We start from the raw sequence: 19,214 nt of genomic DNA, 5'->3' as shown, positions 1-19,214 counted from the left end.
GGATGCCGTGTTGACCGGTCTCCGTCGTATCGTGCCGGCCGAGCGTGAGCGTCACGCCGAGGCGCTGCACGACCGGCTCGCCGACGCGGGGCTCGCCCGCGCCGACCGGATCAGGCTGATGACGATGGTGACGGCCGCGTCCGGCGTGATCGTCGCCACTCCGGGCGACGCGGCCGCCGTCCGGCAGGCCGAGGTCACCGGCGTGCTCCTGGCCTCCCGGCTCGCGGCCCCCGTCTTCACCGCCTCGCTGAACGACGAGGCGTCGGTGAAGGCCGCCTACGAGCAGCTCCGCGCGGCCGGCGCGGCGTCCATCGCCGTCGCCCCGCACCTGATCGGGCCCGAGCCGGAGGCCGCGCTGATCGGGGCGGCCGCCGCCGCCGTGGGCTCCGCCCACTCCGCGCCCCTGGGCGCCCACCCGGCCCTGGCCCGCCTGGCCGCCCTCCGCTACGTCGAGGCGCTCTCCACCGCACTCGCCGACTGACCCGTGTCTTCGAAGTCCCGGCCCACTTCGCTCGCCTGGCGGCTCGCTACGTGACCCGGCCTTGGCGAACGCGGCATCGCTTCGCGATCTGCCCGGTATCGCTCGCCTTCGGCGTCGCGACACCGGGCAGTTCACGCGTTCGCGCACGTGGCCGGGGCCATTCGAGACCGGCCCTGGCCCAAGGGGGCTCACCCCCTTGGGCCGGTCACGGCGCCGGCGATCCGCCGGGAAGCGACTCCTCGCCCCTCCGGCGGTTCCAGGGCTAGCGGTTCTTGAACTCCGGACGGCGTTTCTCCAGCGCGGCCGCCATTCCCTCGGCGAGGTCCTCGCTGAAGAAGGCCAGCGTCTGCACGGCCGTCTCCGCCATGAGCTGCCGCCGCAGACCGGGAACGTCCAGGGACGCGTTGAGCAGTTCCTTCGTGCGGCTCAGGCCGTAGGGCGACCTGCCGAGCAGCTCGTCGGCGAGGGCCTGGGCGGCGGCCAGGTCCCCGCCCTCGGGGGCGATCTCGGTGACGAGGCCGAGGGCGTCGGCGCGCGCCGCGTCCAGGCGCTGCGCCCGGTAGCAGACCTCCGCGGCCTTCGCCGGCCCGACCAGGCGCGGCAGCAGCCAGGACAGGCCGCAGTCCCCGGCCGAGAGCCCGAGGTCGACGAACGGCACGACGAAACGGGTCGTCGGGTCGGCGACCCGCAGGTCGCAGGCCAGCGCCCAGGACACGCCCATGCCCGCGACGGGGCCGTGCAGCGCCGCGATCACCGGCTGCGGGATCTCCCGCAGCCGGGCGGTGACCTCGCCGCCCCGGGCGATGCCCCGGTAGAGCCGCTGGACGCGGCCCTCCCCGGACGCGCCGGCCGGGTCGCCGCCCTGCAGGTCCATGCCCGAGCAGAATCCGCGGCCCGCGCCGGTCAGCACGACCACCCGGGTGGACGGGTCGCGCATCAGCCCGTTGAGGACGTCCAGCATCTCCTCGGTCAGCGCGCCGTCGACCGCGTTCAGGCGCTCCGGACGGGACAGGGTGATCGTGAGCACCCCGTCCCGCCGGTCGAGCTCGATCCCGGCCAACGGCTCAGGACGTGAGCTGCTGGATCAGCGGGCCCATCTGCTCGCCCACGTTGCCGAACACGGTCAGCGGCTCCGCCGCGCCGATGGCCGCCCAGTTGTCCCGGACGTCCTCGACCGACAGCGTCTCCTTCTGCCCGTAGCCGGGGCCCTCCGCCACGAAGATCTTCGCGATCCGGCCGCCGCCGACCGTGTAGACCTGGCCGGAGTCCTCGATGGACTCGTGCACGAGGTAGGCCACGAGCGGGGTGACCTGCTCGACGCCGAGCTTGTCGGCGAAGTCGGCGGGCAGCAGGTCCTCGGTCATCCGGGTCCAGGCGACCGGGGCGATCGCGTTGGCCTTGATGTTGTACTTGGCGCCCTCCTGGGCGAGGGTCTTGGTGAACCCGACCAGCCCCATCTTGGCCGTGGAGTAGTTGGCCTGGCCGAAGTTGCCGAACAGGCCCGCGGGCGAGGAGGTGTTCACGATCCGGCCGTAGCCCTGCTCGCGCAGGTGCGGCCAGGCGGCGCTGGAGACCAGGAACGAGCCGCGCAGGTGGACGGCGATGACCGAGTCGAACTCCTCGACCGACATGTTCTTGAACGACCTGTCGCGCAGGATGCCCGCGTTGTTGACGACGATGTCGACCTTGCCGAAGGCGTCCAGCGCGGTCTTCACGATCGCCTGCGCGCCCTCGGGGGTGGCGACGTTGTCGGGGTTCGCGACGGCCTCGCCGCCGTTCTTCTTGATCTCGTCCACGACCTCCTGGGCGGGGCCGGCGGAGGCGCCGGTACCGGTCCGGTCACCGCCGAGGTCGTTGACGACGACCTTGGCGCCGCGCGCGGCGAGCTCCAGCGCGTGCTGCCGGCCGAGGCCGTGACCAGCCCCGGTCACGACCGCCACGCGGCCGTCGTAGCGCAGTTCCGACATCTCGTGTCTCCTCACATCGCACCGACTACGCCCCCAGGTAATCATCAAGGGGTTACCCAGTGGTACCACTAAACCGAATCCCGCTCGGCCGCGGCCCCCGGGTTCCTTCCCGGCTGGACGCCGGACCAGTCCTGCGTACGATGGGACGTGCGAGGAAGTTGCGCCATTTGCCGCAATTCCCTCCGTGCCCACCGCGTAGTCTCCTCCCCCGTCGGCATCACGAGGAGCAACGGAGGTCCCGTGCGATGAGCACCGCCACCGCGTCCGCGCCCGGCCGCCGCTACCGGGTGGTGCAGTGGGCGACGGGCGCGCTCGGGCGCAGCGCGATCCGGGGCGTCCTCGACCGCGACGACATGGAGCTCGCCGGCGCGTGGGTGCACACCCCCGCCAAGGTGGGCTCCGACGCCGGGACGCTCGCCGGACGCGACCCGGTCGGCGTCGCCGCGACCGGCGACCTCGGCGAGATCCTCGGCCTGGACGCCGACTGCGTCCTCTACGCCCCGACTCCCAAGTCCGACCGGTTCGCCGAGCTGGACACGATCTGCGCGCTGCTGGCGTCCGGCAAGAACCTGGTCTCCCTCACCGGGCTGGTCTACCCGCGGGCGCACGGCCCGCTCTTCGTGAACGAGCTGGAGCAGGCCTGCAAGCGGGGCGGAGTGTCGGTGCACGGCAGCGGCGTCAGCCACGGCTTCATGGCCGACGTGATGCCGCTGGTGCTGTCGCGGCTGTCGCGCCGGATCACCCACGTCTACGCCCGCGAGTGCTCCGACTTCGCCCGGCACCCGTCCTGGCGTCTGGTCCACGACCTGCTCGGGTTCGGCAAGGACGAGGAGGAGTACCTCCGCGCGCTGCGCCCCCACCGGGCCGCGATGCGGACGCTGTTCTCCGAGAGCCTGCACCTGGTCGCCGCCGGGCTCGGCGTCGAGCTCGACGAGATCGACGTGGACGTCGACCACCGGCTGGCCGGCGCCGACCTCGCCACCGCCGCCGGTCCGATCCCGCGCGGCACGGTCGCCGCCGACCGCTGGACGTTCAACGGCTTCGCCGCCGGCCGGCCGGTGATCACCGTCGAGATCGTGCACAAGGCCGACGCCGCGCGGATGCCCGACGTGTGGGGGCGGCCCGGGTACTCGCTGCGCGTGGACGGCCGGCCGCCGCTCACGCTGACGGCCGGCGAGGAGTGGGTCCGCGACGCGATCTCCGCCGCGTCCGCGCACGCGCTGAACTCCGTCCCGGCGGTGTGCGGGGCCGACCCCGGCATCCGCACCTACCTGGACCTGCCGATGATCAGCGGGCGGATGCACTTCTGAACGCGCCCGCCCGTCAGGACGGCAGCGTCGGCGCCGACTCCGCCTCCTCGCCGTCCCCGGCGACGTCCTCGGCAGCCTGGGCCTCGGCCTCCTCGCGGGCCTCGCGGCGGTGCTTGCGGACGCTCCACACCACCAGCGCGACGACGGCCGCCGCCGCCAGCCCGATGGCCAGGCCCCGGCCCGCGAGCTTGGCCGCGTGCTCGAACGCCGTGCCCGCGAAGAAGCCGCCGAGCGTGAACGTCACCACCCACGTGACGCCGCCGATGACGTTGAAGAGCAGGAACTTCGGATACGGCAGCCGCGAACTGCCCGCGAGCGCCGGCATGAGCGCCCGCAGCAGCGCCGTGAACCGGCCGATGAACACCGCGAACGCGCCGCGGCGGCGGATCATGTCCTGCGCGGCCGCGACCTTCGACCGGTGTCTTCGCATCATCTTGACGTCCAGCAGCCGAGGCCCGTACTTGCGGCCGATCTCGTAGCCGACGGAGTCGCCGGCCACCGCGGCGACCACCGCGACGACCAGCAGCAGCGGCAGCGACAGCACGTGCTGGCTGGCCAGGACGCCGCCGACCACGATCGCTGTCTCGCCGGGGAACACGAAGCCGACGAACAGCGCGGCCTCCGCGAACACCAGCGCCGCGATGATCAGATAGATCATCGCCGGTGGAAGGCCGTCCACCAGGGCGTTGAACTGCTCGAGCATGGACCCCCGCCACCTCGTCGATCCGCCGGTCGGCCGTCGCGGCCGTTTCACACTGGATACCGACGGTTATGGTAGCCGCGAGGTTCCCGTATCCGGATCGCCCTCAGGTGCCGGACCGGGGGCCGTCCTCACCTACTTCGGAGGGAGACGGGCATGAGCGTCCAGGAGGTCGAGGGAGGCCGCTTCGTCCGTCAGGCGAACCGGTTCACCGAGCGGATCACGGCGGACGGGTCGAGCGGACTGCCCGCCGAGCCCGGGCGGTACCGGCTCTTCGTCTCCTACGCGTGCCCGTGGGCGCACCGCACCCTCATCGTGCGGCGGCTCCTCGGCCTGGAGGACGCGATCGGCGTCGGCGTCGTCGACCCCATCCGGGACGAGCGGGGCTGGCGGTTCCCCGACCGCGACCCGGTGACCGGCGCCGTCTTCCTCTCCGAGCTGTACCTGTCCACCGACCCGGCGTTCCAGGGCCGCTACACCGTGCCCTGCGTCTGGGACACCGAGACCGAGCGCCTGGTCACCAACGACTTCCCGAACATCACCACGATGTTCGAGACGGAGTTCACCGCCCACCACCGCCCCGGCGCGCCCGACCTGTACCCCGAGGCGCTGCGCCCCGAGATCGACGAGCTGAACGAGCTCGTCTACCAGACCGTCAACAACGGCGTGTACAAGGCGGGCTTCGCCACCTCGCAGGGCGCCTACGAGGAGGCCTTCGACGCCCTCTTCGACACCCTCGGCCGGCTGGAGGAGCGCCTGTCCACGCGCCGCTACCTGTTCGGCGACGAGATCACCGAGGCCGACGTCCGGCTCTACCCGACGCTCGCCCGCTTCGACGCCGTCTACCACGGCCACTTCAAGTGCAACCTGCGGCGCCTCGCCGACTACGAGAACCTGTGGGGCTACGCCCGCGACCTTTACTCGAACCCCGCGTTCGGCGAGACCACGAATTTCGACCACATCAAGCGGCACTACTACGTGACCCAGCGGAACATCAACCCCTCAGGCGTCGTCGCCAAGGGCCCGCTCGTGGACTGGACCGCCCCGCATGACCGGGGACGTTGACCGCTTCTCCCTGGTTATGCTGGCGCATCTCCAGTAATCCCCCACGAGAGGCACGACCCCACCATGCGCAGCCAGTTCTTCGGCAACCTCGAACAGGGACAGCAGCTCCCCGGCCACTTCGCCCTCCAGAACTCCAAGATGCTCCGGGTCCACCTGAACGGCGACGTCCTCGCCCGGCAGGGCTCCATGGTCGCCTTCCAGGGGCAGATGGAGTTCGACTACGAGGGCGCGGGCGGCATCGGCAAGTTCATGAAGAAGGCCCTGACCGGCGAGGGCGTCCCCCTCATGCGCGTCAAGGGCCAGGGCCTGCTGTTCGTCGCCAACGACGCCGACGACATCCACCTGTTCTACCTGGAGAACGAGGGCATCACCGTCAACGGCAAGAACATCCTCGCCTACGACTCGCACCTCCAGTCCGACATCCAGCGCGTCCAGGGCGCGGGCATCGCCGCGGGCGGCCTGTTCAACACCACCCTCCAGGGCACCGGCTGGGTGGCGCTCACCACGCACGGCACCCCCGTGATGCTCGACTGCGGCCGCGCCCCCACGTTCGCCGACGGCCAGTCCGCCGTCGCGTGGAGCACGAGCCTCCAGGTCGGCGTCAACCGCACCTTCAAGGCCAGCGCCCTCATCGGCCGCGGCAGCGGCGAAGCGATGCAGCTCGCCTACCAGGGCCAGGGCTTCGTCCTCATCCAGGCCTCCGAAGGCCCGACCGTCGCCCCGCATACTCACTAGCAGTGCTTATTGCAGTGCCCTCCTCCTTCGGGCGCTGAGCGCCCTCCATCGTCGAGCACTGCGGGCGATCGCTGGCATCGCTCCGACTCGCCCAGAGGCTCGCTGCGCGATCAGGTTCTCGCGAGCTCGAACCTGCCTTCGGACGCGATCGCGACCGTTGGGGTCGTCGCGTGGTTTCGGCGACGGCCGAGGAGGGGGAGCACGTTGGTGGATCTTGCCGAAGGCACGGCCCTGCCTTCGGCCGGTTCAGCCAATGGACGGGGCGGTGTGGGCGGGGTTGCGACGCGCTGGCGTGGTGCGGGGGTAAGTGCGAGTAGCCTTGATGCGTCTCAGAACTTACCTGCGAGCTGCGGAAGAGGGCGATCTCCGCCGTGTCGACAGAGTCGTCGCATACTAGTGCCGACCCGATGCTGACCGATTTCGGCGCCAACGAGTGGCTGGTCGACGAGCTGTACCAGAAGTACCTCGACGACCCCAACTCCGTTGACGAAGCCTGGTGGAACTTCTTCGCGGACTACCAGCCGGGCAGCCGGCCCGTGTCCGCCATCCCCCAGGCCGACGGCGCGGCCCCGAAGGCCGCCAACGGCACGGCGGCCGCTCCGCCGACACCGCAGCCACCGGCCGCGCCGCCGAAGGCTCCGGCCAAGCCGGCCGCCAAGGCCCCGAAGGCGGACAAGCCGGCGCCCCCGCCGGTGCCGGCGGGGGCCGAGGAGGTCCGGCTGCGCGGCGTCGCCGCCCGGACGGCCACCAACATGGAGGCCAGCCTCGGCGTGCCGACGGCGACCAGCGTGCGCGCCGTCCCTGCCAAGCTGCTGATCGACAACCGCATCGTCATCAACAACCACCTCAAGCGCGGGCGCGGCGGCAAGGTCTCCTTCACGCACCTGATCGGGTACGCGATCGTCAGGGCCCTGACCGCGATGCCCGAGATGAACGCCGCGTTCACCGAGGTGGACGGCAAGCCGGTCCTGATCAGGCCGGAGCACGTGAACTTCGGGCTGGCCATCGACCTGCAGAAGGACGACGGCTCGCGCCAGCTCGTGGTGCCGAGCATCAAGGCCGCCGAGACGCTGGACTTCCGTCAGTTCTGGGCCGGTTACGAGGAGATCGTCCGCAAGGCCCGCGGCGGCAAGCTCACCCTGGAGGACTTCCAGGGCACCACGATCAGCCTGACCAACCCGGGCACGATCGGCACCGTCCACTCGGTGCCGCGGCTGATGCCCGGCCAGGGCACGATCATCGGCGTCGGCGCCATGGAGTACCCGGCCGAGTTCGCGGGCGCGTCGAGCGACACCCTGTCGCGCATGGGGATCAGCAAGGTCATGACGCTGACCTCCACCTACGACCACCGGATCATCCAGGGCGCGCAGTCCGGCGACTTCCTGCGCCGCATCCACCAGCTGCTGCTCGGCGAGGACGGCTTCTACGACGAGATCTTCGAGGCGCTGCGCATCCCGTACGAGCCGGTGCGCTGGGTCAAGGACATCTCCGCCACCCACGAGGACGACGTCGCCAAGGTCGCCCGCGTCCACGAGCTGATCCACGCCTACCGGGTCCGGGGCCACCTGATGGCCGACACCGACCCGCTGGAGTACAAGCAGCGCCGCCACCCCGACCTCGACATCCTCAAGCACGGCCTCACCCTGTGGGACCTGGAGCGCGAGTTCGCGACCGGCGGGTTCGGCGGCAAGCCGACGATGAAGCTGCGCGACATCCTCGGCGTGCTGCGGATGGCGTACTGCCGCACGGTCGGCATCGAGTACATGCACATCCAGGACCCGGAGGAGCGCGCCTGGATCCAGGAGCGCGTCGAGGTCCCGCACGACAAGCCCTCGCGCGAGGAGCAGCTGCACGTGCTGCGGCGGCTGAACAGCGCCGAGGCCTTCGAGACGTTCCTGCAGACGAAGTTCGTCGGGCAGAAGCGGTTCTCCCTGGAGGGCGGCGAGTCGGTCATCCCGCTGCTCGACTCGGTGATCTCGGCGGCGGCCAAGGCCAGCCTGGACGAGGTCGTCATCGGCATGGCGCACCGCGGCCGGCTGAACGTCCTCGCCAACATCGTCGGCAAGTCCTACGGGCAGATCTTCGGCGAGTTCGAGGGCAACCTCGACCCGCGCAGCGCCCAGGGCTCCGGCGACGTGAAGTACCACCTCGGGGCGTCCGGCGACTTCGTCGCCGGCGACGGCTCCAAGATCCACACCGAGCTGGTCGCGAACCCCTCCCACCTGGAGACGGTCGACCCGGTGCTGGAGGGCGTCGTCCGCGCCAAGCAGGACCTGCTGGACGTCGGCGAGGCCGGCTTCACCGTGCTGCCGATCCTGATCCACGGCGACGCCGCGTTCGCCGGGCAGGGCGTGGTGGCCGAGACGCTGAACCTGTCGCAGCTGCGCGGCTACCGCACCGGCGGCAGCGTGCACGTGATCATCAACAACCAGGTCGGCTTCACCACCGCGCCGGAGTACTCCCGCTCCAGCGTCTACGCCACCGACGTGGCGCGGATGATCCAGGCGCCGATCTTCCACGTGAACGGCGACGACCCCGAGGCGTGCGCGCGGGTGGCGCGGCTGGCGTTCGAGTACCGGCAGACGTTCAAGAAGGACGTCGTCATCGACATGATCTGCTACCGGCGGCGCGGCCACAACGAGGGCGAGAACCCCTCGTTCACGCAGCCGCTGATGTACGACCTGATCGATGCCAAGCGGTCCGTGCGCAAGCTCTACACCGAGGCCCTGATCGGCCGCGGCGACATCACGGTGGAGGAGGCCGAGCAGGCGCTCCGCGACTACCAGGAGCAGCTGGAGCGGGCTTTCACCGAGACCCGCGAGGCCGTGAAGAAGCCCCTCGAACCGGGCTCGGTCGTGAAGCCCGACGTCGAGGAGCGCATCCCGATCGACCACGGCAGCGCCGGCTCGGCGATCCCGCTGGAGACGGTGAAGCGCATCATCGACACCCAGGTCAGCCTGCCGGAGGGCTTCACGCCGCACCCGCGGCTCCAGCCGATCCTGCAGCGCCGCGCCCAGATGATCGAGGACGACGCGATCGACTGGGCGACCGGCGAGCTGCTGGCGATGGGCTCGCTGCTGATCGACGGCCACCCGGTGCGGCTCGTCGGTCAGGACACCCGGCGCGGCACGTTCGGCCAGCGGCACGCGGTGCTCGTCGACCGCAGGACGGGCGAGGAGTACACGCCGCTCAAGCAGTTCGGGCAGGGCGTGTCGAAGTTCTACGTGCACGACTCGCTGCTCAGCGAGTACGCCGCGATGGGCTTCGAGTACGGCTACTCGATGACCCGGCCCGACGCGCTCGTGTGCTGGGAGGCCCAGTTCGGCGACTTCGCCAACGGGGCCCAGTCGATCGTGGACGAGTACATCTCCTCCGGCGAGCAGAAGTGGGGCCAGCACTCGGGCGTCGTGCTGCTGCTGCCGCACGGCTACGAGGGCCAGGGGCCCGACCACTCGTCCGCGCGGATCGAGCGGTACCTGCAGCTGTGCGCGCAGGACAACATGACGGTCGCCTACCCGACCACTTCGGCGAACTACTTCCACCTGCTGCGCTGGCAGGTGCTGTCGAACCGGCACAAGCCGCTGGTCGTGTTCACGCCGAAGTCGCTGCTGCGGCTGAAGGCGGCCACGTCCCCGGTCGAGGAGATCACCGGCGGCGCGTTCCAGCCGGTCATCCCGGAGAGCGACCCGGCGATCGACCCGGCGGGCGTGCGGCGGGTGCTGCTCACCACCGGCAAGATCTACTACGACGTGGTGAAGGCGCGGCAGGCGACGGGCGCGAACGACACCGCGGTCGTGCGGGTCGAGCGGCTCTACCCGCCGCCGGTCGACGAGATCAAGGCGGAGCTGGCCAAGTACCCGGCCGACGTCGAGGTCGTCTGGGTGCAGGACGAGCCCGCCAACATGGGCGCCTGGCCGTTCATGGCGCTGAAGCTGCCGCGCCACATCGACGGGCTGAAGATGTCGCGGGTGTCGCGCCCGGCGTCCTCGTCCCCGGCGGTGGGTTCGGCGAAGCTGCACCAGGCGGAGCAGGAGGCGCTGCTCGCGCGCCTGTTCGGCGAGCAGAAGTAGAGCGGTACTGATCGATCCGAGGGCTCCGGTGCACCGCGCCGGGGCCCTCGGCGTCCATGGGGAGGGGACGCGATGTACTTCACCGACCGCGGGATCGAGGAGCTGGCGGACCGGCGCGGCGCCGAGGAGGTCAGCCTGGAGTGGCTGGCGGGCCGGCTCCGCGAGTTCGTCGACCTGAACCCCGAGTTCGAGACCCCCGTCGAGCGCCTCGCCACCTGGCTCGCCCGCCTGGACGAGGAAGAGGACTGACCGGCGACCGGAGCGTAGCGCCAGCGGAGCGGAGGGCGCCGGTCAGTCACTTCGGGGGGTCTGGGGGTCCGCCCCCCAGAGGGGGCACCACCGGCGACCGGAGCGGAGCGCCAGCGGAGCGCAGGGCGCCGGTCAGTCTCTTCGGGGGGTCTGGGGGTCCGCCCCCAGAAGGCGCACCACCGGCGACCGGAGCGGAGCGCCAGCGCAGCGCAGGGCGCCGATCAGTCACTTCGGGGCCCGGACCCACCTCCGGGGTAACGCGATATGTCTTGACTTCTCAAAGACGCGACATATCGTGTTAACTGACGGCAGGCCTCTCGGACGAAGGGCACATCGTGATGTCGCGCTGGACGATCGACGAACCGACCACCCTCGACTTCGACGGCGTGGTCGCGCTGAGGGTCACGCTGATCGCGGGCAGCGTGTCGGTGCTCGCCTCCGACGAGCGCCCCTCCATCATGGTGGGCGGCGTCGAGGGGCCGCCGCTGGTGGTCACGCACGAGGCGGGGATGCTGACCGTCACCCACGAGAAGATCTGGGAGGGCGTGCTCGGCTGGCTGCGCAACCAGCGGGTCCGCGCGGAGGTCACCGTGACCGTCCCGCACGACTGCCCGGTCAGCCTCAACCTGGTGTCGGCCGACGCGGTGGTGACCGGCACGACGGCCCGCACGTCGATCAAGAGCGCCTCGGGCGAGGTGACGCTCGACGGGGTGGCGGGCGCGATCGACGCGAACACGGTCTCGGGCGCGGTCGAGGCGCAGGGCCTGGACGGGACGGTGTCGTTCACCTCCGTCTCCGGTGACCTGACGCTTGCCGGGGCGTCCGTCGAGCGGCTCGCGGCGCGGACGGTCAGCGGCCGCATCGCCGCCGACGTCGACCTGTCCGGCAGCGGCGGCGTCGAGGTGAACACGGTCTCGGGCGAGGTGGCGCTGCGCGTCCCGGCGTCCACGGACGCGCGGGTGACGCTGAACTCGGCGGCGGGGCGGATCGAGACGTCCTTCCCGTTCGACCGCCAGGAACGCGCCGTGTCGCGCTCCGTCAGCGGGAAGATGGGGGACGGCTCGGGGCGGGTCGCGGTCAACACGGTCTCCGGCACGATCGCCCTCCTCGGCCGCGACGACGACGCCCCGGAGATCACCACACCCCGAATGGAGAAGTGACGACGTGAGCCCCGTCTTCGGCCACGGTCGCCTGCGGCTGTACCTGCTCAAGCTGCTGGAGGAGAGCCCACGGCACGGCTACGAGGTGATCCGGCTCCTGCAGGACCGGTTCCTCGGGGTGTACTCGCCCTCCCCCGGCACCATCTACCCGCGGCTGGCCCGGCTGGAGGCCGAGGGCCTGGTCACCCATGAGGTGGTCAAGGGCAAGAAGGTGTACTCGCTGACCGACAAGGGACGCGAGGAGCTGGAGCGCCGGATGGACGAGCTGGCCGAACTGGAGGATGAGATCGCCGCCTCCGCGCAGGAGTTCGCGCGCGGCGTGCAGGAGGACGTCCGCCAGACCGTCCGGACGCTGCGCGAGGAGCTGACGCAGGCCGCCCGGACGATGCGCGACCAGGGCAAGGCCACGTCCAAGGACGCGTGGAAGGAGACCACCGAGCGCCAGAAGGACGAGTGGCGCCGGCAGAAGGAGCACTGGCGGGAGCAGACGCAGGCGTGGAAGGAGGAGTGGCGGCAGAACTGGGACGACGCCTGGAAGACGGCGACCGGGACCCGCGAGGACGTCGCCCGCCTCAAGCTGGAGCGCCTGCTGCGCCGGTTCGTCGAGGACGTCCGCGGGTCCGCGAAGAACGCCCGGCTGGACGACGACGACCTCGCCGCGGCGCAGGCCGTCCTCGACGAGGCGCGCGAGCGGCTGCGGAACGAGATCTTCGACCGGGAGCCGTGACCGGGAGCCCCGGCCACGGCCTCCCCCACGGCGTCAGGGCGTGAAGACGATCTTTCCGAAGAGGTCGCCCTCCGCCATCGCGGTGAAGCCCTCCTCCGCCCTGCCGAGCGGCAGGACGCGGTCGATCTGCGGCCGCACGCCGGTCTTGACCAGGAACCGCGCGAGCCGCTCCAGCTGGTCGCGGGTCCCCATCGTGGAGCCGACGATCTGGAGCTGGAGGAAGAACACGCGGTTCAGCTCGGCGGGCGGCACCTGGCCGCTGGTCGCGCCCGACACCACGACGCGCCCGCCGGGGCGCAGCGACTTCAGCGAGTGCGACCAGGTCGCCTGGCCGACGGTCTCGATCACGGCGTCGACCCGCTCGGGCAGCCGCGCGCCCGTCTCGAAGGCGGCGTCCGCCCCGATCTCCTCGGCGCGCCTGCGCTTGGCCTCGCTGCGGCTGGTGGCGTAGACGCGGTAGCCGGCGGCGGCCGCCAGCGCGATCGCCGCGGTCGCGACGCCGCCGCCCGCGCCCTGCACCAGCACGGACCCGCCGGGCTGGAGCCCGGCCTTGCCGAACAGCATCCGGTACGCGGTGAGCCAGGCGGTGGGGAGGCAGGCCGCCTCCTCGAACGACAGCTCGGCCGGCTTGGGGACGAGGTTGCGGCGCGGCACCGCCACCTTCTCCGCGAGCGTCCCGGGGTGGACCTCCGACAGCAGCGACCGCCTGGGGTCGAGGGTCTCGTCGCCGCCGCCCCGGTCCGGGTCGCCGATCACCGAGTGGACGATGACCTCGTTGCCGTCCTCGTCCACCCCGGCCGCATCGCCGCCGAGGATCATGGGCAGCCGGTCGGCGGGCAGGCCGACGCCCTTCAGCGACCACAGGTCGTGGTGGTTGAGCGCGGCGGCCTTCACCGTGACGGTCGTCCAGCCGTCCGGTACCTCGGGGTCGGGCCGCTCCCCCAGCGTGAGCCCGTTCAGCGGATGGTCTGCGTCGATCTGTGTGGCCGTGACAGCGAACATGAACGCACACTAACCGCCGGCCGGCGAGCGGAACGGCCCGGCCCCGGCGTGTCGGGGACGGGCCGCGCGCCCGGTGTCACAGCACCTTGGACAGGAAGTCCTGCGTCCGGGGGTGCTTGGGGTTGCCGAGGACCTCCCGCGGGGTGCCCTCCTCGACCACGACGCCGCCGTCCATGAAGACCAGGGAGTCGCCGACCTCGCGGGCGAAGCCCATCTCGTGGGTGACCACGACCATGGTCATGCCGTCAAGGGCGAGCTGCTTCATGACCTCCAGGACCTCGCCGACGAGCTCGGGGTCCAGCGCGGAGGTGGGCTCGTCGAACAGCATCAGCGCGGGCTCCATGGCGAGGGCCCGCGCGATCGCGACCCGCTGCTGCTGCCCGCCGGACAGCTGCGCCGGGTAGCTGCTCACCTTGTCGCCGAGGCCGACCCGGGTGAGCAGGGCGACGGCCCGCTCCCTCGCCTCCCCCTTCGGCTGCCGCTTCACCCGCACCGGCGCCTCCATGACGTTCTCCAGCGCCGTCATGTGCGGGAAGAGGTTGAACCGCTGGAAGACCATGCCGATCTCGCGGCGCTGGGCGGCGACCTCCCGGTCGCGCAGCTCGTAGAGCTTGCCGCCCGACTCCCGGTAGCCGACGAGGTGGCCGTTCACCCACAGCCGCCCGGCGTTGATCTTCTCCAGGTGGTTGATGCAGCGCAGGAACGTCGACTTGCCCGAGCCGGACGGTCCGACGACGCACATCACCTCACCCGGCTTGACCTCCAGGTCGATGCCCTTCAGCACCTCGAGGCGCCCGAACGACTTGTGCACCGCCTCGGACTTGACCATCAGCCCGCCGCTCGCGGGCTCCGGGACGCCGGCCGGGGCGTCGCCCACGATCTCCTCGCCTCCGCTCACTGGCCGCCTCCTCCGCCGCGGAAGCGGAGCCGCTGCCTGGCCTCCGCCCCCTTGCTGGTGCCCCGGCTGTAGTACCGCTCCAGGTAGAACTGCCCGATCATCATGACCGAGGAGATGAGCAGGTACCACAGGCAGGCCATCACCAGCATCGGAATGATCTTGTACGTGCTGGCGTAGATGGTCTGCGCGGTGAAGGTCAGCTCCGAGTACGGGACGGCCACGACGAGCGAGGTGTTCTTCAGCATCGAGATCGCCTCGTTGCCCGTCGGCGGGACGATGACCCGCATCGACTGCGGCAGCACGATCCGCCGCATCGTCTGCATCCGGGACATGCCGAGCGCGCTCGCGGCCTCCTGCTGGCCCTCGTCCACCGACAGGATGCCGGCCCGGACGATCTCGGCCATGTAGGCGGCCTCGTTGAGGATGAGCCCGAGCGCCGCCGCGAGCGCGGCGTTGACCAGTTCCTGCGTCTTCCACGTCTCGAACTCGGGACCGAAGGGGATCCCGATCCCGACCGTCGGGAACAGCGTGCCGATCGCGCCCCAGATGAGCAGCTGCGTGTAGAGCGGCGTGCCGCGGAAGAACCACAGGTACACCCAGGCGGCACCGCTCAGCAGAGGGTTGGCCGACAGCCGCATCAGCGCCAGCACGATGCCGAGCACGACACCGCCGACCATGGCCGCCAGGGTGAGCCAGACCGTGTTCCGGACGCCCTTGAGCACCGGATCCGAGAACAGGTACTTCCACTGCTCCGACCAGTCGAGGGCCTTGCTGGTCAGGAGGAAGTGGACGAACATGGCGACCAGCACGAGGACGACCGCCGCCCCGAGCCAGCGCCCCGGATGCCGGACGGGAACGGCCTTGATCGCCTCAGGCCGTCCCTTGCCGGCGTCGTTGTCGACCGTCATGCGATCAGCTCTGCGCCCCGTTGATCTTCGGTTCGGTGATCGCGCCGGTCTCCACACCGGCGTCGGTGAGGATCTTCTTGTAGGTGCCGTCGGCGATCAGAGCCTTGAGCGCGCCCTGGATGGCCTCCTTGAGCTGGCCGGAGTTCTTGCCGACCGCGTAGCCGTAGGGCGCGGTGTCGTAGGTCTGACCGATGATCTCCAGCTTGCCGCCGGTCTTCTTCACCGCGTCGCCGACGATGGGCGAGTCGGCGGCCATGCCGTCGACCTTGCCCGCGACGAGGTCGTTGTTGACCTCGGTCTGCTGCTTGCGGACGACGCTCTTGATGGCCGGCTTGCCCGCGTCGGTGCACTTCTTGCTGCGCGCCGCGAGGTCGTCGACCTGCACGGTGCCCTGCTGGACGCCGATGGACTTGCCGCAGGCGTCGTCGGGGTTGACGCCCTTCGGGTTGCCCTTGAGCACGGCCCAGGACGTCCCGGCCGAGTAGTAGGTGACGAAGTCGACGGCGCCCTCGCGCTCCTTGGTGTCGGTGAAGGAGGAGACGCCGGCCTCGTACTTGCCGGACTGGACGCCGGGGATGATCGTGTCGAAGCCCGCGTTGCTGTACTGGGTCTTCAGACCGAGCTTGGCGGCGACGGCGTTGAAGAGGTCGACGTCCCATCCGACGATCTTCTGGGAGGCCGGGTCGACGGACTCGTTGGGCGGGTACGAGGCGTCCGTGCCGATCGAGATCTTCCCGTCGCTCTTGATGGCGGCCGGGACCATGGCGGCGAGCTTGCTGTCCACGCTCGTGTTCGAGGCCGCGGAGCCCGAGTCGCCAGAGTCGTTGCTGTCGCCGCATGCGGACAGCGCGAGCGCGCCCGTCAGTACGAGCGCGCTCGCCGCGACGGCGCGGCGGCGCAGAGAACCGGTGTTCACTGGTCCCCCTCCTGGTGGTTTCGTCGGATCCGCGTAGATCCGAAGGTCAGGTGCATAGTTTGGCGTACAACGTCCCTGATCTGGATAAAGGGTGCGAAACAATCACGCAACGAGGCGAACCCGGATCCGCCAGTGCTCAAGGGGTATGCCCTACGCAACGCGACCGACCCACCACCGTGTGGGCACGGTCACGTGACGGTCACCACCCACCCCGGCCTCCGGGCGGGTCCGGCCCCCTGTGGCACAATCAGACAACGGGTGACCCCCGTGCGTCGCGAGATCCACCGGGTGACCGGCCACACCACACCACCACGCGGCGGCATCTCAAGAAAGCCAACTTTCACAGACAGGGGTCGCTGTGGCTGCTCAGCCCATTCCCACTGAACCGCCCTCACTGGACGACGATCCGGCCTTTCCGCTGCACCGCGGCGGCAAGCTGGAGATGCGCTCGACCATCCCCGTCCGCAACAAGGACGACCTCTCGCTGGCCTACACGCCGGGCGTCGCCCGCGTGTGCACCGCGATCGCCGACAACCCCGAGCTGGCCTACGACTACACCTGGACCTCCAAGGTCGTCGCCGTCGTGACCGACGGCACCGCGGTGCTCGGGCTCGGCGACATCGGCCCGGCGGCGTCCATGCCGGTCATGGAGGGCAAGTCGCTGCTGTTCAAGGAGTTCGCGAACGTCGACTCCGTGCCGATCGCGCTGAACTGCACGGGCGTCGACGAGATCGTCGACACCGTGATCCGGATGGCGCCGAGCTTCGGCGGCATCAACCTGGAGGACATCAGCGCCCCCCGCTGCTTCGAGATCGAGGACCGGCTGCGCGCCGCCCTCGACATCCCCGTCTTCCACGACGACCAGCACGGCACCGCGATCGTGGCGCTCGCCGCCCTCACCAACGCGGCGCGCTTCGTCGGCAAGCCGCTGTCGGAGCTGCGCGCGGTCGTGGCGGGCGCGGGCGCGTCCGGCATCGCGGTCTCGCAGATCCTGATCGAGGCGGGCATCGGCGACATCGCCCTGTCCGACAGCAAGGGCATCATCCACGAGGGGCGCGACGGCCTGAACCCCGTCAAGGAGCGCATCGCCGCGATCACCAACCGCTCGCACCTGAAGGGCTCCACGGAGGAGGCGCTGCGCGGCGCCGACGTGTTCATCGGCCTGTCCGGCAGCACCGTCCACGAGTCGTGCGTCGCCACGATGTCGGACAGCGCGATCGTCTTCGCGCTCTCCAACCCGACCCCCGAGGTGCACCCCGAGGTCGCCCGCAGGCACGCCAAGGTCGTCGCGACCGGCCGCAGCGACTTCCCGAACCAGATCAACAACGTGCTGGCGTTCCCCGGCATCTTCCGCGGCGCGCTGGACGTCCGGGCCCACACCATCACCGAGGGGATGAAGCTGGCGGCGGCGAACGCCCTCGCCGGCATCGTCGGCGACGACCTGACCGCCGACTACGTCATCCCCGGCCCGTTCGACGACCGCGTCGCCCCGGCCGTCACGGCCGCGGTGGCCGCCAAGGCCCGCGAGGAGGGCGTCGCCCGCATCTGATCTTCCCGACGGCCCGTGTTCCGCACCGGAACACGGGCCGCTTGGCGGTCGGAGGGGCGGCCGGGCCGCGTCAGGACGGTTCCACGTGGTTGTTCTCCCATGCCCAGGTGACGATCCCGACGCGGTTCCGCACCCCCAGCTTGGCCTGGATGCCCGCCAGGTGGCTCTTGACCGTGCTCAACGAGATGAACAGCTCCGCGGCGATCTCCTGGTTGGTGAGGCCGCGCGCCAGGGCCCGGACGACGTCGAGTTCGCGCTCCGACAGGGGCGGGGGCCGCTCGGCACGCGGCGGCGCCGAGGCGGCCGCCAGGTGCCGCAGCAGCCTGACGGTGACGGAGGGCGAGACCAGCGCCTCGCCGTTGCGGGCGGCGCGGACCGCCTCGACGAGCAGCGCGGGCCCCGCGTCCTTGAGGACGAAGCCGCACGCACCGCCGCGCAGCGCCCCGTACACGTACTCGTCCAGGTCGAAGGTGGTGACCACGACGACCCGCATCGGGTCGGGCACCTGCGGGCCGGCCAGCGCGCGGGTCACCGCGATGCCGTCGAGCCGGGGCATCCGGATGTCCACCAGGCACACGTCCGGTCGGAGCCGCCGCGCCAGGTCGACCGCCTCGACCCCGTCGACCGCCTCCCCGACGACGGTGATGTCGGGCTGGTCCTCGAGGATGAGCCGCAGCCCGCGGCGGACCATCGCCTGGTCGTCGGCGAGGAGGACCGAGATGGTCACCGGGACCGCCCCGCGGGGACGGGCAGCGCCGCCCGGACGGACCAGCCGCCGCCGGGCCGCGGTCCGGCGGCCAGCGAACCGCCCAGCGACTCGACGCGCTCGCGCATGCCGACCAGCCCGTAGCCGCCGCGATAGGGGTGCCGGGCCGGGGCCGCCGGGGCGTCGTCGGCGACCTCCACGGTGACGCCCTCCGGGCCCTGCTCGACGGTGACCGTGACGGAGCGGGCCCCGGGCGCGTGCCGCAGCACGTTCGTCAGCGCCTCCCGGGCGACGCGGTACACGGTGGTGGTCACCTCCGGCGGCCACGCGGCGTCCGCGTTCCCGTCCGGCATGCTCAGCCGCACCTCCGGGCCCTGCCGGCGGAACCGCTCCACCAGCGCGCCCAGGCGCTCCGGCCCGGGGGACGCCGGCGCCGCGTCGTCGGCGTCGCGCAGCAGCCCGACGACCCGCCGCATCGCGGCCAGGGCCTCGGTGCCCGCGGCCTCCATCTCGCCGAGGTACCCGCTCACCTGCTCCGGGTCCCGGCGGGCGACCACCTGGGCGCCCTGCGCCTGGACCACCATGCCCGTGATGTGGTGGGCCACGACGTCGTGCAGCTCCCGGGCCAGCTCCAGCCGCTCGGCCCGGCGGACCTGCTCGGCCGCCCCGCGCGCCCGCGAGTCCAGGAGCCGCAGCGCCAGCCCGGCGCCGGCGGCGGCCAGCCAGACCAGGCCGTCCAGCGCCGTCACCGCCGCGAGGCCCGCGGGCGGC

Annotated in this window: 17 protein-coding genes and 1 pseudogene; 9 read left to right on the top strand and 9 right to left on the bottom strand. The window is 71.4% G+C overall.

Annotated elements, in window-relative coordinates; translation table 11 throughout:
• A pseudogene (locus ABWI04_RS35270) lies at positions 1 to 481 on the top strand (hypothetical protein); the annotation flags it as partial.
• A gap of 262 nt (positions 482 to 743) precedes the next feature.
• On the opposite strand, the gene ABWI04_RS35265 reads toward ABWI04_RS35270, so the two are convergent.
• Both ABWI04_RS35265 and ABWI04_RS35260 read right to left on the bottom strand, forming a co-directional pair.
• Positions 744 to 1,541: an enoyl-CoA hydratase/isomerase family protein gene (locus ABWI04_RS35265; RefSeq protein WP_353835107.1), complete on the bottom strand. Its 798-nt coding sequence runs from the start codon at positions 1,539 to 1,541 to the stop codon at positions 744 to 746.
• A gap of 4 nt (positions 1,542 to 1,545) precedes the next feature.
• The gene (locus tag ABWI04_RS35260) at positions 1,546 to 2,448 is read right to left on the bottom strand and encodes an SDR family oxidoreductase (RefSeq protein WP_353835106.1); all 903 of its coding nucleotides are present in this window, start codon (positions 2,446 to 2,448) and stop codon (positions 1,546 to 1,548) included.
• Positions 2,449 to 2,693: 245 nt separating this feature from the next.
• Between ABWI04_RS35260 and ABWI04_RS35255 the strand changes: the two genes are divergently transcribed.
• Positions 2,694 to 3,758: an NAD(P)H-dependent amine dehydrogenase family protein gene (locus ABWI04_RS35255; RefSeq protein WP_353835105.1), complete on the top strand. Its 1,065-nt coding sequence runs from the start codon at positions 2,694 to 2,696 to the stop codon at positions 3,756 to 3,758.
• A 13-nt stretch (positions 3,759 to 3,771) separates the two neighbouring features.
• On the opposite strand, the gene ABWI04_RS35250 is transcribed toward ABWI04_RS35255, so the two are convergent.
• A complete protein-coding gene (locus tag ABWI04_RS35250; protein ID WP_353835104.1) occupies positions 3,772 to 4,461 on the bottom strand; it encodes a DedA family protein in 690 nt (229 codons plus the stop codon).
• Positions 4,462 to 4,614: 153 nt separating this feature from the next.
• Between ABWI04_RS35250 and ABWI04_RS35245 the strand changes: the two genes are divergently transcribed.
• The 6 genes from ABWI04_RS35245 (at position 4,615) to ABWI04_RS35220 (ending at position 12,464) form a co-directional block, all read left to right on the top strand.
• The gene (locus tag ABWI04_RS35245) at positions 4,615 to 5,523 is read left to right on the top strand and encodes a glutathione S-transferase family protein (protein WP_345183235.1); all 909 of its coding nucleotides are present in this window, start codon (positions 4,615 to 4,617) and stop codon (positions 5,521 to 5,523) included.
• 63 nt (positions 5,524 to 5,586) lie between these two features.
• The gene (locus tag ABWI04_RS35240; protein ID WP_179833163.1) at positions 5,587 to 6,258 is read left to right on the top strand and encodes an AIM24 family protein; all 672 of its coding nucleotides are present in this window, start codon (positions 5,587 to 5,589) and stop codon (positions 6,256 to 6,258) included.
• A 407-nt stretch (positions 6,259 to 6,665) separates the two neighbouring features.
• The gene (locus ABWI04_RS35235) at positions 6,666 to 10,328 is read left to right on the top strand and encodes a multifunctional oxoglutarate decarboxylase/oxoglutarate dehydrogenase thiamine pyrophosphate-binding subunit/dihydrolipoyllysine-residue succinyltransferase subunit (RefSeq protein WP_502913205.1); all 3,663 of its coding nucleotides are present in this window, start codon (positions 6,666 to 6,668) and stop codon (positions 10,326 to 10,328) included.
• 72 nt (positions 10,329 to 10,400) lie between these two features.
• Complete coding sequence (locus ABWI04_RS35230; protein ID WP_345183242.1) at positions 10,401 to 10,577, top strand: DUF6104 family protein; 177 nt, start codon at positions 10,401 to 10,403, stop codon at positions 10,575 to 10,577.
• 338 nt (positions 10,578 to 10,915) lie between these two features.
• Positions 10,916 to 11,737: a DUF4097 family beta strand repeat-containing protein gene (locus ABWI04_RS35225; protein WP_345183244.1), complete on the top strand. Its 822-nt coding sequence runs from the start codon at positions 10,916 to 10,918 to the stop codon at positions 11,735 to 11,737.
• Positions 11,738 to 11,741: 4 nt separating this feature from the next.
• Positions 11,742 to 12,464: a PadR family transcriptional regulator gene (locus ABWI04_RS35220; RefSeq protein ID WP_353835102.1), complete on the top strand. Its 723-nt coding sequence runs from the start codon at positions 11,742 to 11,744 to the stop codon at positions 12,462 to 12,464.
• Between the two features lie 33 nt (positions 12,465 to 12,497).
• On the opposite strand, the gene ABWI04_RS35215 is transcribed toward ABWI04_RS35220, so the two are convergent.
• The 4 genes from ABWI04_RS35215 to ABWI04_RS35200 all read right to left on the bottom strand — a co-directional run bounded on the left by ABWI04_RS35215 (position 12,498) and on the right by ABWI04_RS35200 (position 16,188).
• A complete protein-coding gene (locus ABWI04_RS35215) occupies positions 12,498 to 13,466 on the bottom strand; it encodes a zinc-binding dehydrogenase (protein ID WP_353835101.1) in 969 nt (322 codons plus the stop codon).
• 76 nt (positions 13,467 to 13,542) lie between these two features.
• Complete coding sequence (locus ABWI04_RS35210) at positions 13,543 to 14,295, bottom strand: amino acid ABC transporter ATP-binding protein (RefSeq protein WP_345183371.1); 753 nt, start codon at positions 14,293 to 14,295, stop codon at positions 13,543 to 13,545.
• Between the two features lie 65 nt (positions 14,296 to 14,360).
• A complete protein-coding gene (locus ABWI04_RS35205; RefSeq protein WP_345183250.1) occupies positions 14,361 to 15,272 on the bottom strand; it encodes an amino acid ABC transporter permease in 912 nt (303 codons plus the stop codon).
• Between the two features lie 4 nt (positions 15,273 to 15,276).
• Complete coding sequence (locus ABWI04_RS35200) at positions 15,277 to 16,188, bottom strand: ABC transporter substrate-binding protein (protein ID WP_345183252.1); 912 nt, start codon at positions 16,186 to 16,188, stop codon at positions 15,277 to 15,279.
• A 358-nt stretch (positions 16,189 to 16,546) separates the two neighbouring features.
• On the opposite strand from ABWI04_RS35200, the gene ABWI04_RS35195 reads away from it, so the two are divergent.
• Positions 16,547 to 17,737: an NAD(P)-dependent malic enzyme gene (locus ABWI04_RS35195; protein ID WP_345183254.1), complete on the top strand. Its 1,191-nt coding sequence runs from the start codon at positions 16,547 to 16,549 to the stop codon at positions 17,735 to 17,737.
• A gap of 70 nt (positions 17,738 to 17,807) precedes the next feature.
• Here the strand turns inward: ABWI04_RS35195 and ABWI04_RS35190 are convergent, their stop codons facing one another.
• Together ABWI04_RS35190 and ABWI04_RS35185 are read right to left on the bottom strand one after the other, a co-directional pair.
• Positions 17,808 to 18,464, bottom strand: a complete 657-nt coding sequence (locus ABWI04_RS35190) for a response regulator (protein ID WP_345183256.1) — start codon at positions 18,462 to 18,464, stop codon at positions 17,808 to 17,810.
• Positions 18,461 to 19,214, bottom strand: a 754-nt coding sequence (locus tag ABWI04_RS35185) for a sensor histidine kinase (protein ID WP_353835100.1), incomplete at its 5' end; no start/stop codon positions are given. The genes ABWI04_RS35185 and ABWI04_RS35190, both read right to left, overlap by 4 nt.

Source organism: Actinomadura sp. NPDC000929 (assembly GCF_040492065.1).
Classification (GTDB): domain Bacteria; phylum Actinomycetota; class Actinomycetes; order Streptosporangiales; family Streptosporangiaceae; genus Spirillospora; species Spirillospora verrucosospora.
Note: the sequence above shows the minus strand (reverse complement) of the source record. Positions and strands in the feature narration are given on the sequence as shown.

Coding starts and splice junctions, on each gene's coding strand:
- ABWI04_RS35235 (WP_502913205.1), top strand. CDS start 6,666: ATGCTGACCGATTTCGGCGCCAACGAGTGGCTGGTCGACGAGCTGTAC.
- ABWI04_RS35210 (WP_345183371.1), bottom strand. CDS start 14,295: ATGGTCAAGTCCGAGGCGGTGCACAAGTCGTTCGGGCGCCTCGAGGTG.
- ABWI04_RS35205 (WP_345183250.1), bottom strand. CDS start 15,272: ATGACGGTCGACAACGACGCCGGCAAGGGACGGCCTGAGGCGATCAAG.
- ABWI04_RS35250 (WP_353835104.1), bottom strand. CDS start 4,461: ATGCTCGAGCAGTTCAACGCCCTGGTGGACGGCCTTCCACCGGCGATG.
- ABWI04_RS35225 (WP_345183244.1), top strand. CDS start 10,916: ATGTCGCGCTGGACGATCGACGAACCGACCACCCTCGACTTCGACGGC.
- ABWI04_RS35245 (WP_345183235.1), top strand. CDS start 4,615: ATGAGCGTCCAGGAGGTCGAGGGAGGCCGCTTCGTCCGTCAGGCGAAC.
- ABWI04_RS35215 (WP_353835101.1), bottom strand. CDS start 13,466: ATGTTCGCTGTCACGGCCACACAGATCGACGCAGACCATCCGCTGAAC.
- ABWI04_RS35230 (WP_345183242.1), top strand. CDS start 10,401: ATGTACTTCACCGACCGCGGGATCGAGGAGCTGGCGGACCGGCGCGGC.
- ABWI04_RS35260 (WP_353835106.1), bottom strand. CDS start 2,448: ATGTCGGAACTGCGCTACGACGGCCGCGTGGCGGTCGTGACCGGGGCT.
- ABWI04_RS35255 (WP_353835105.1), top strand. CDS start 2,694: ATGAGCACCGCCACCGCGTCCGCGCCCGGCCGCCGCTACCGGGTGGTG.
- ABWI04_RS35240 (WP_179833163.1), top strand. CDS start 5,587: ATGCGCAGCCAGTTCTTCGGCAACCTCGAACAGGGACAGCAGCTCCCC.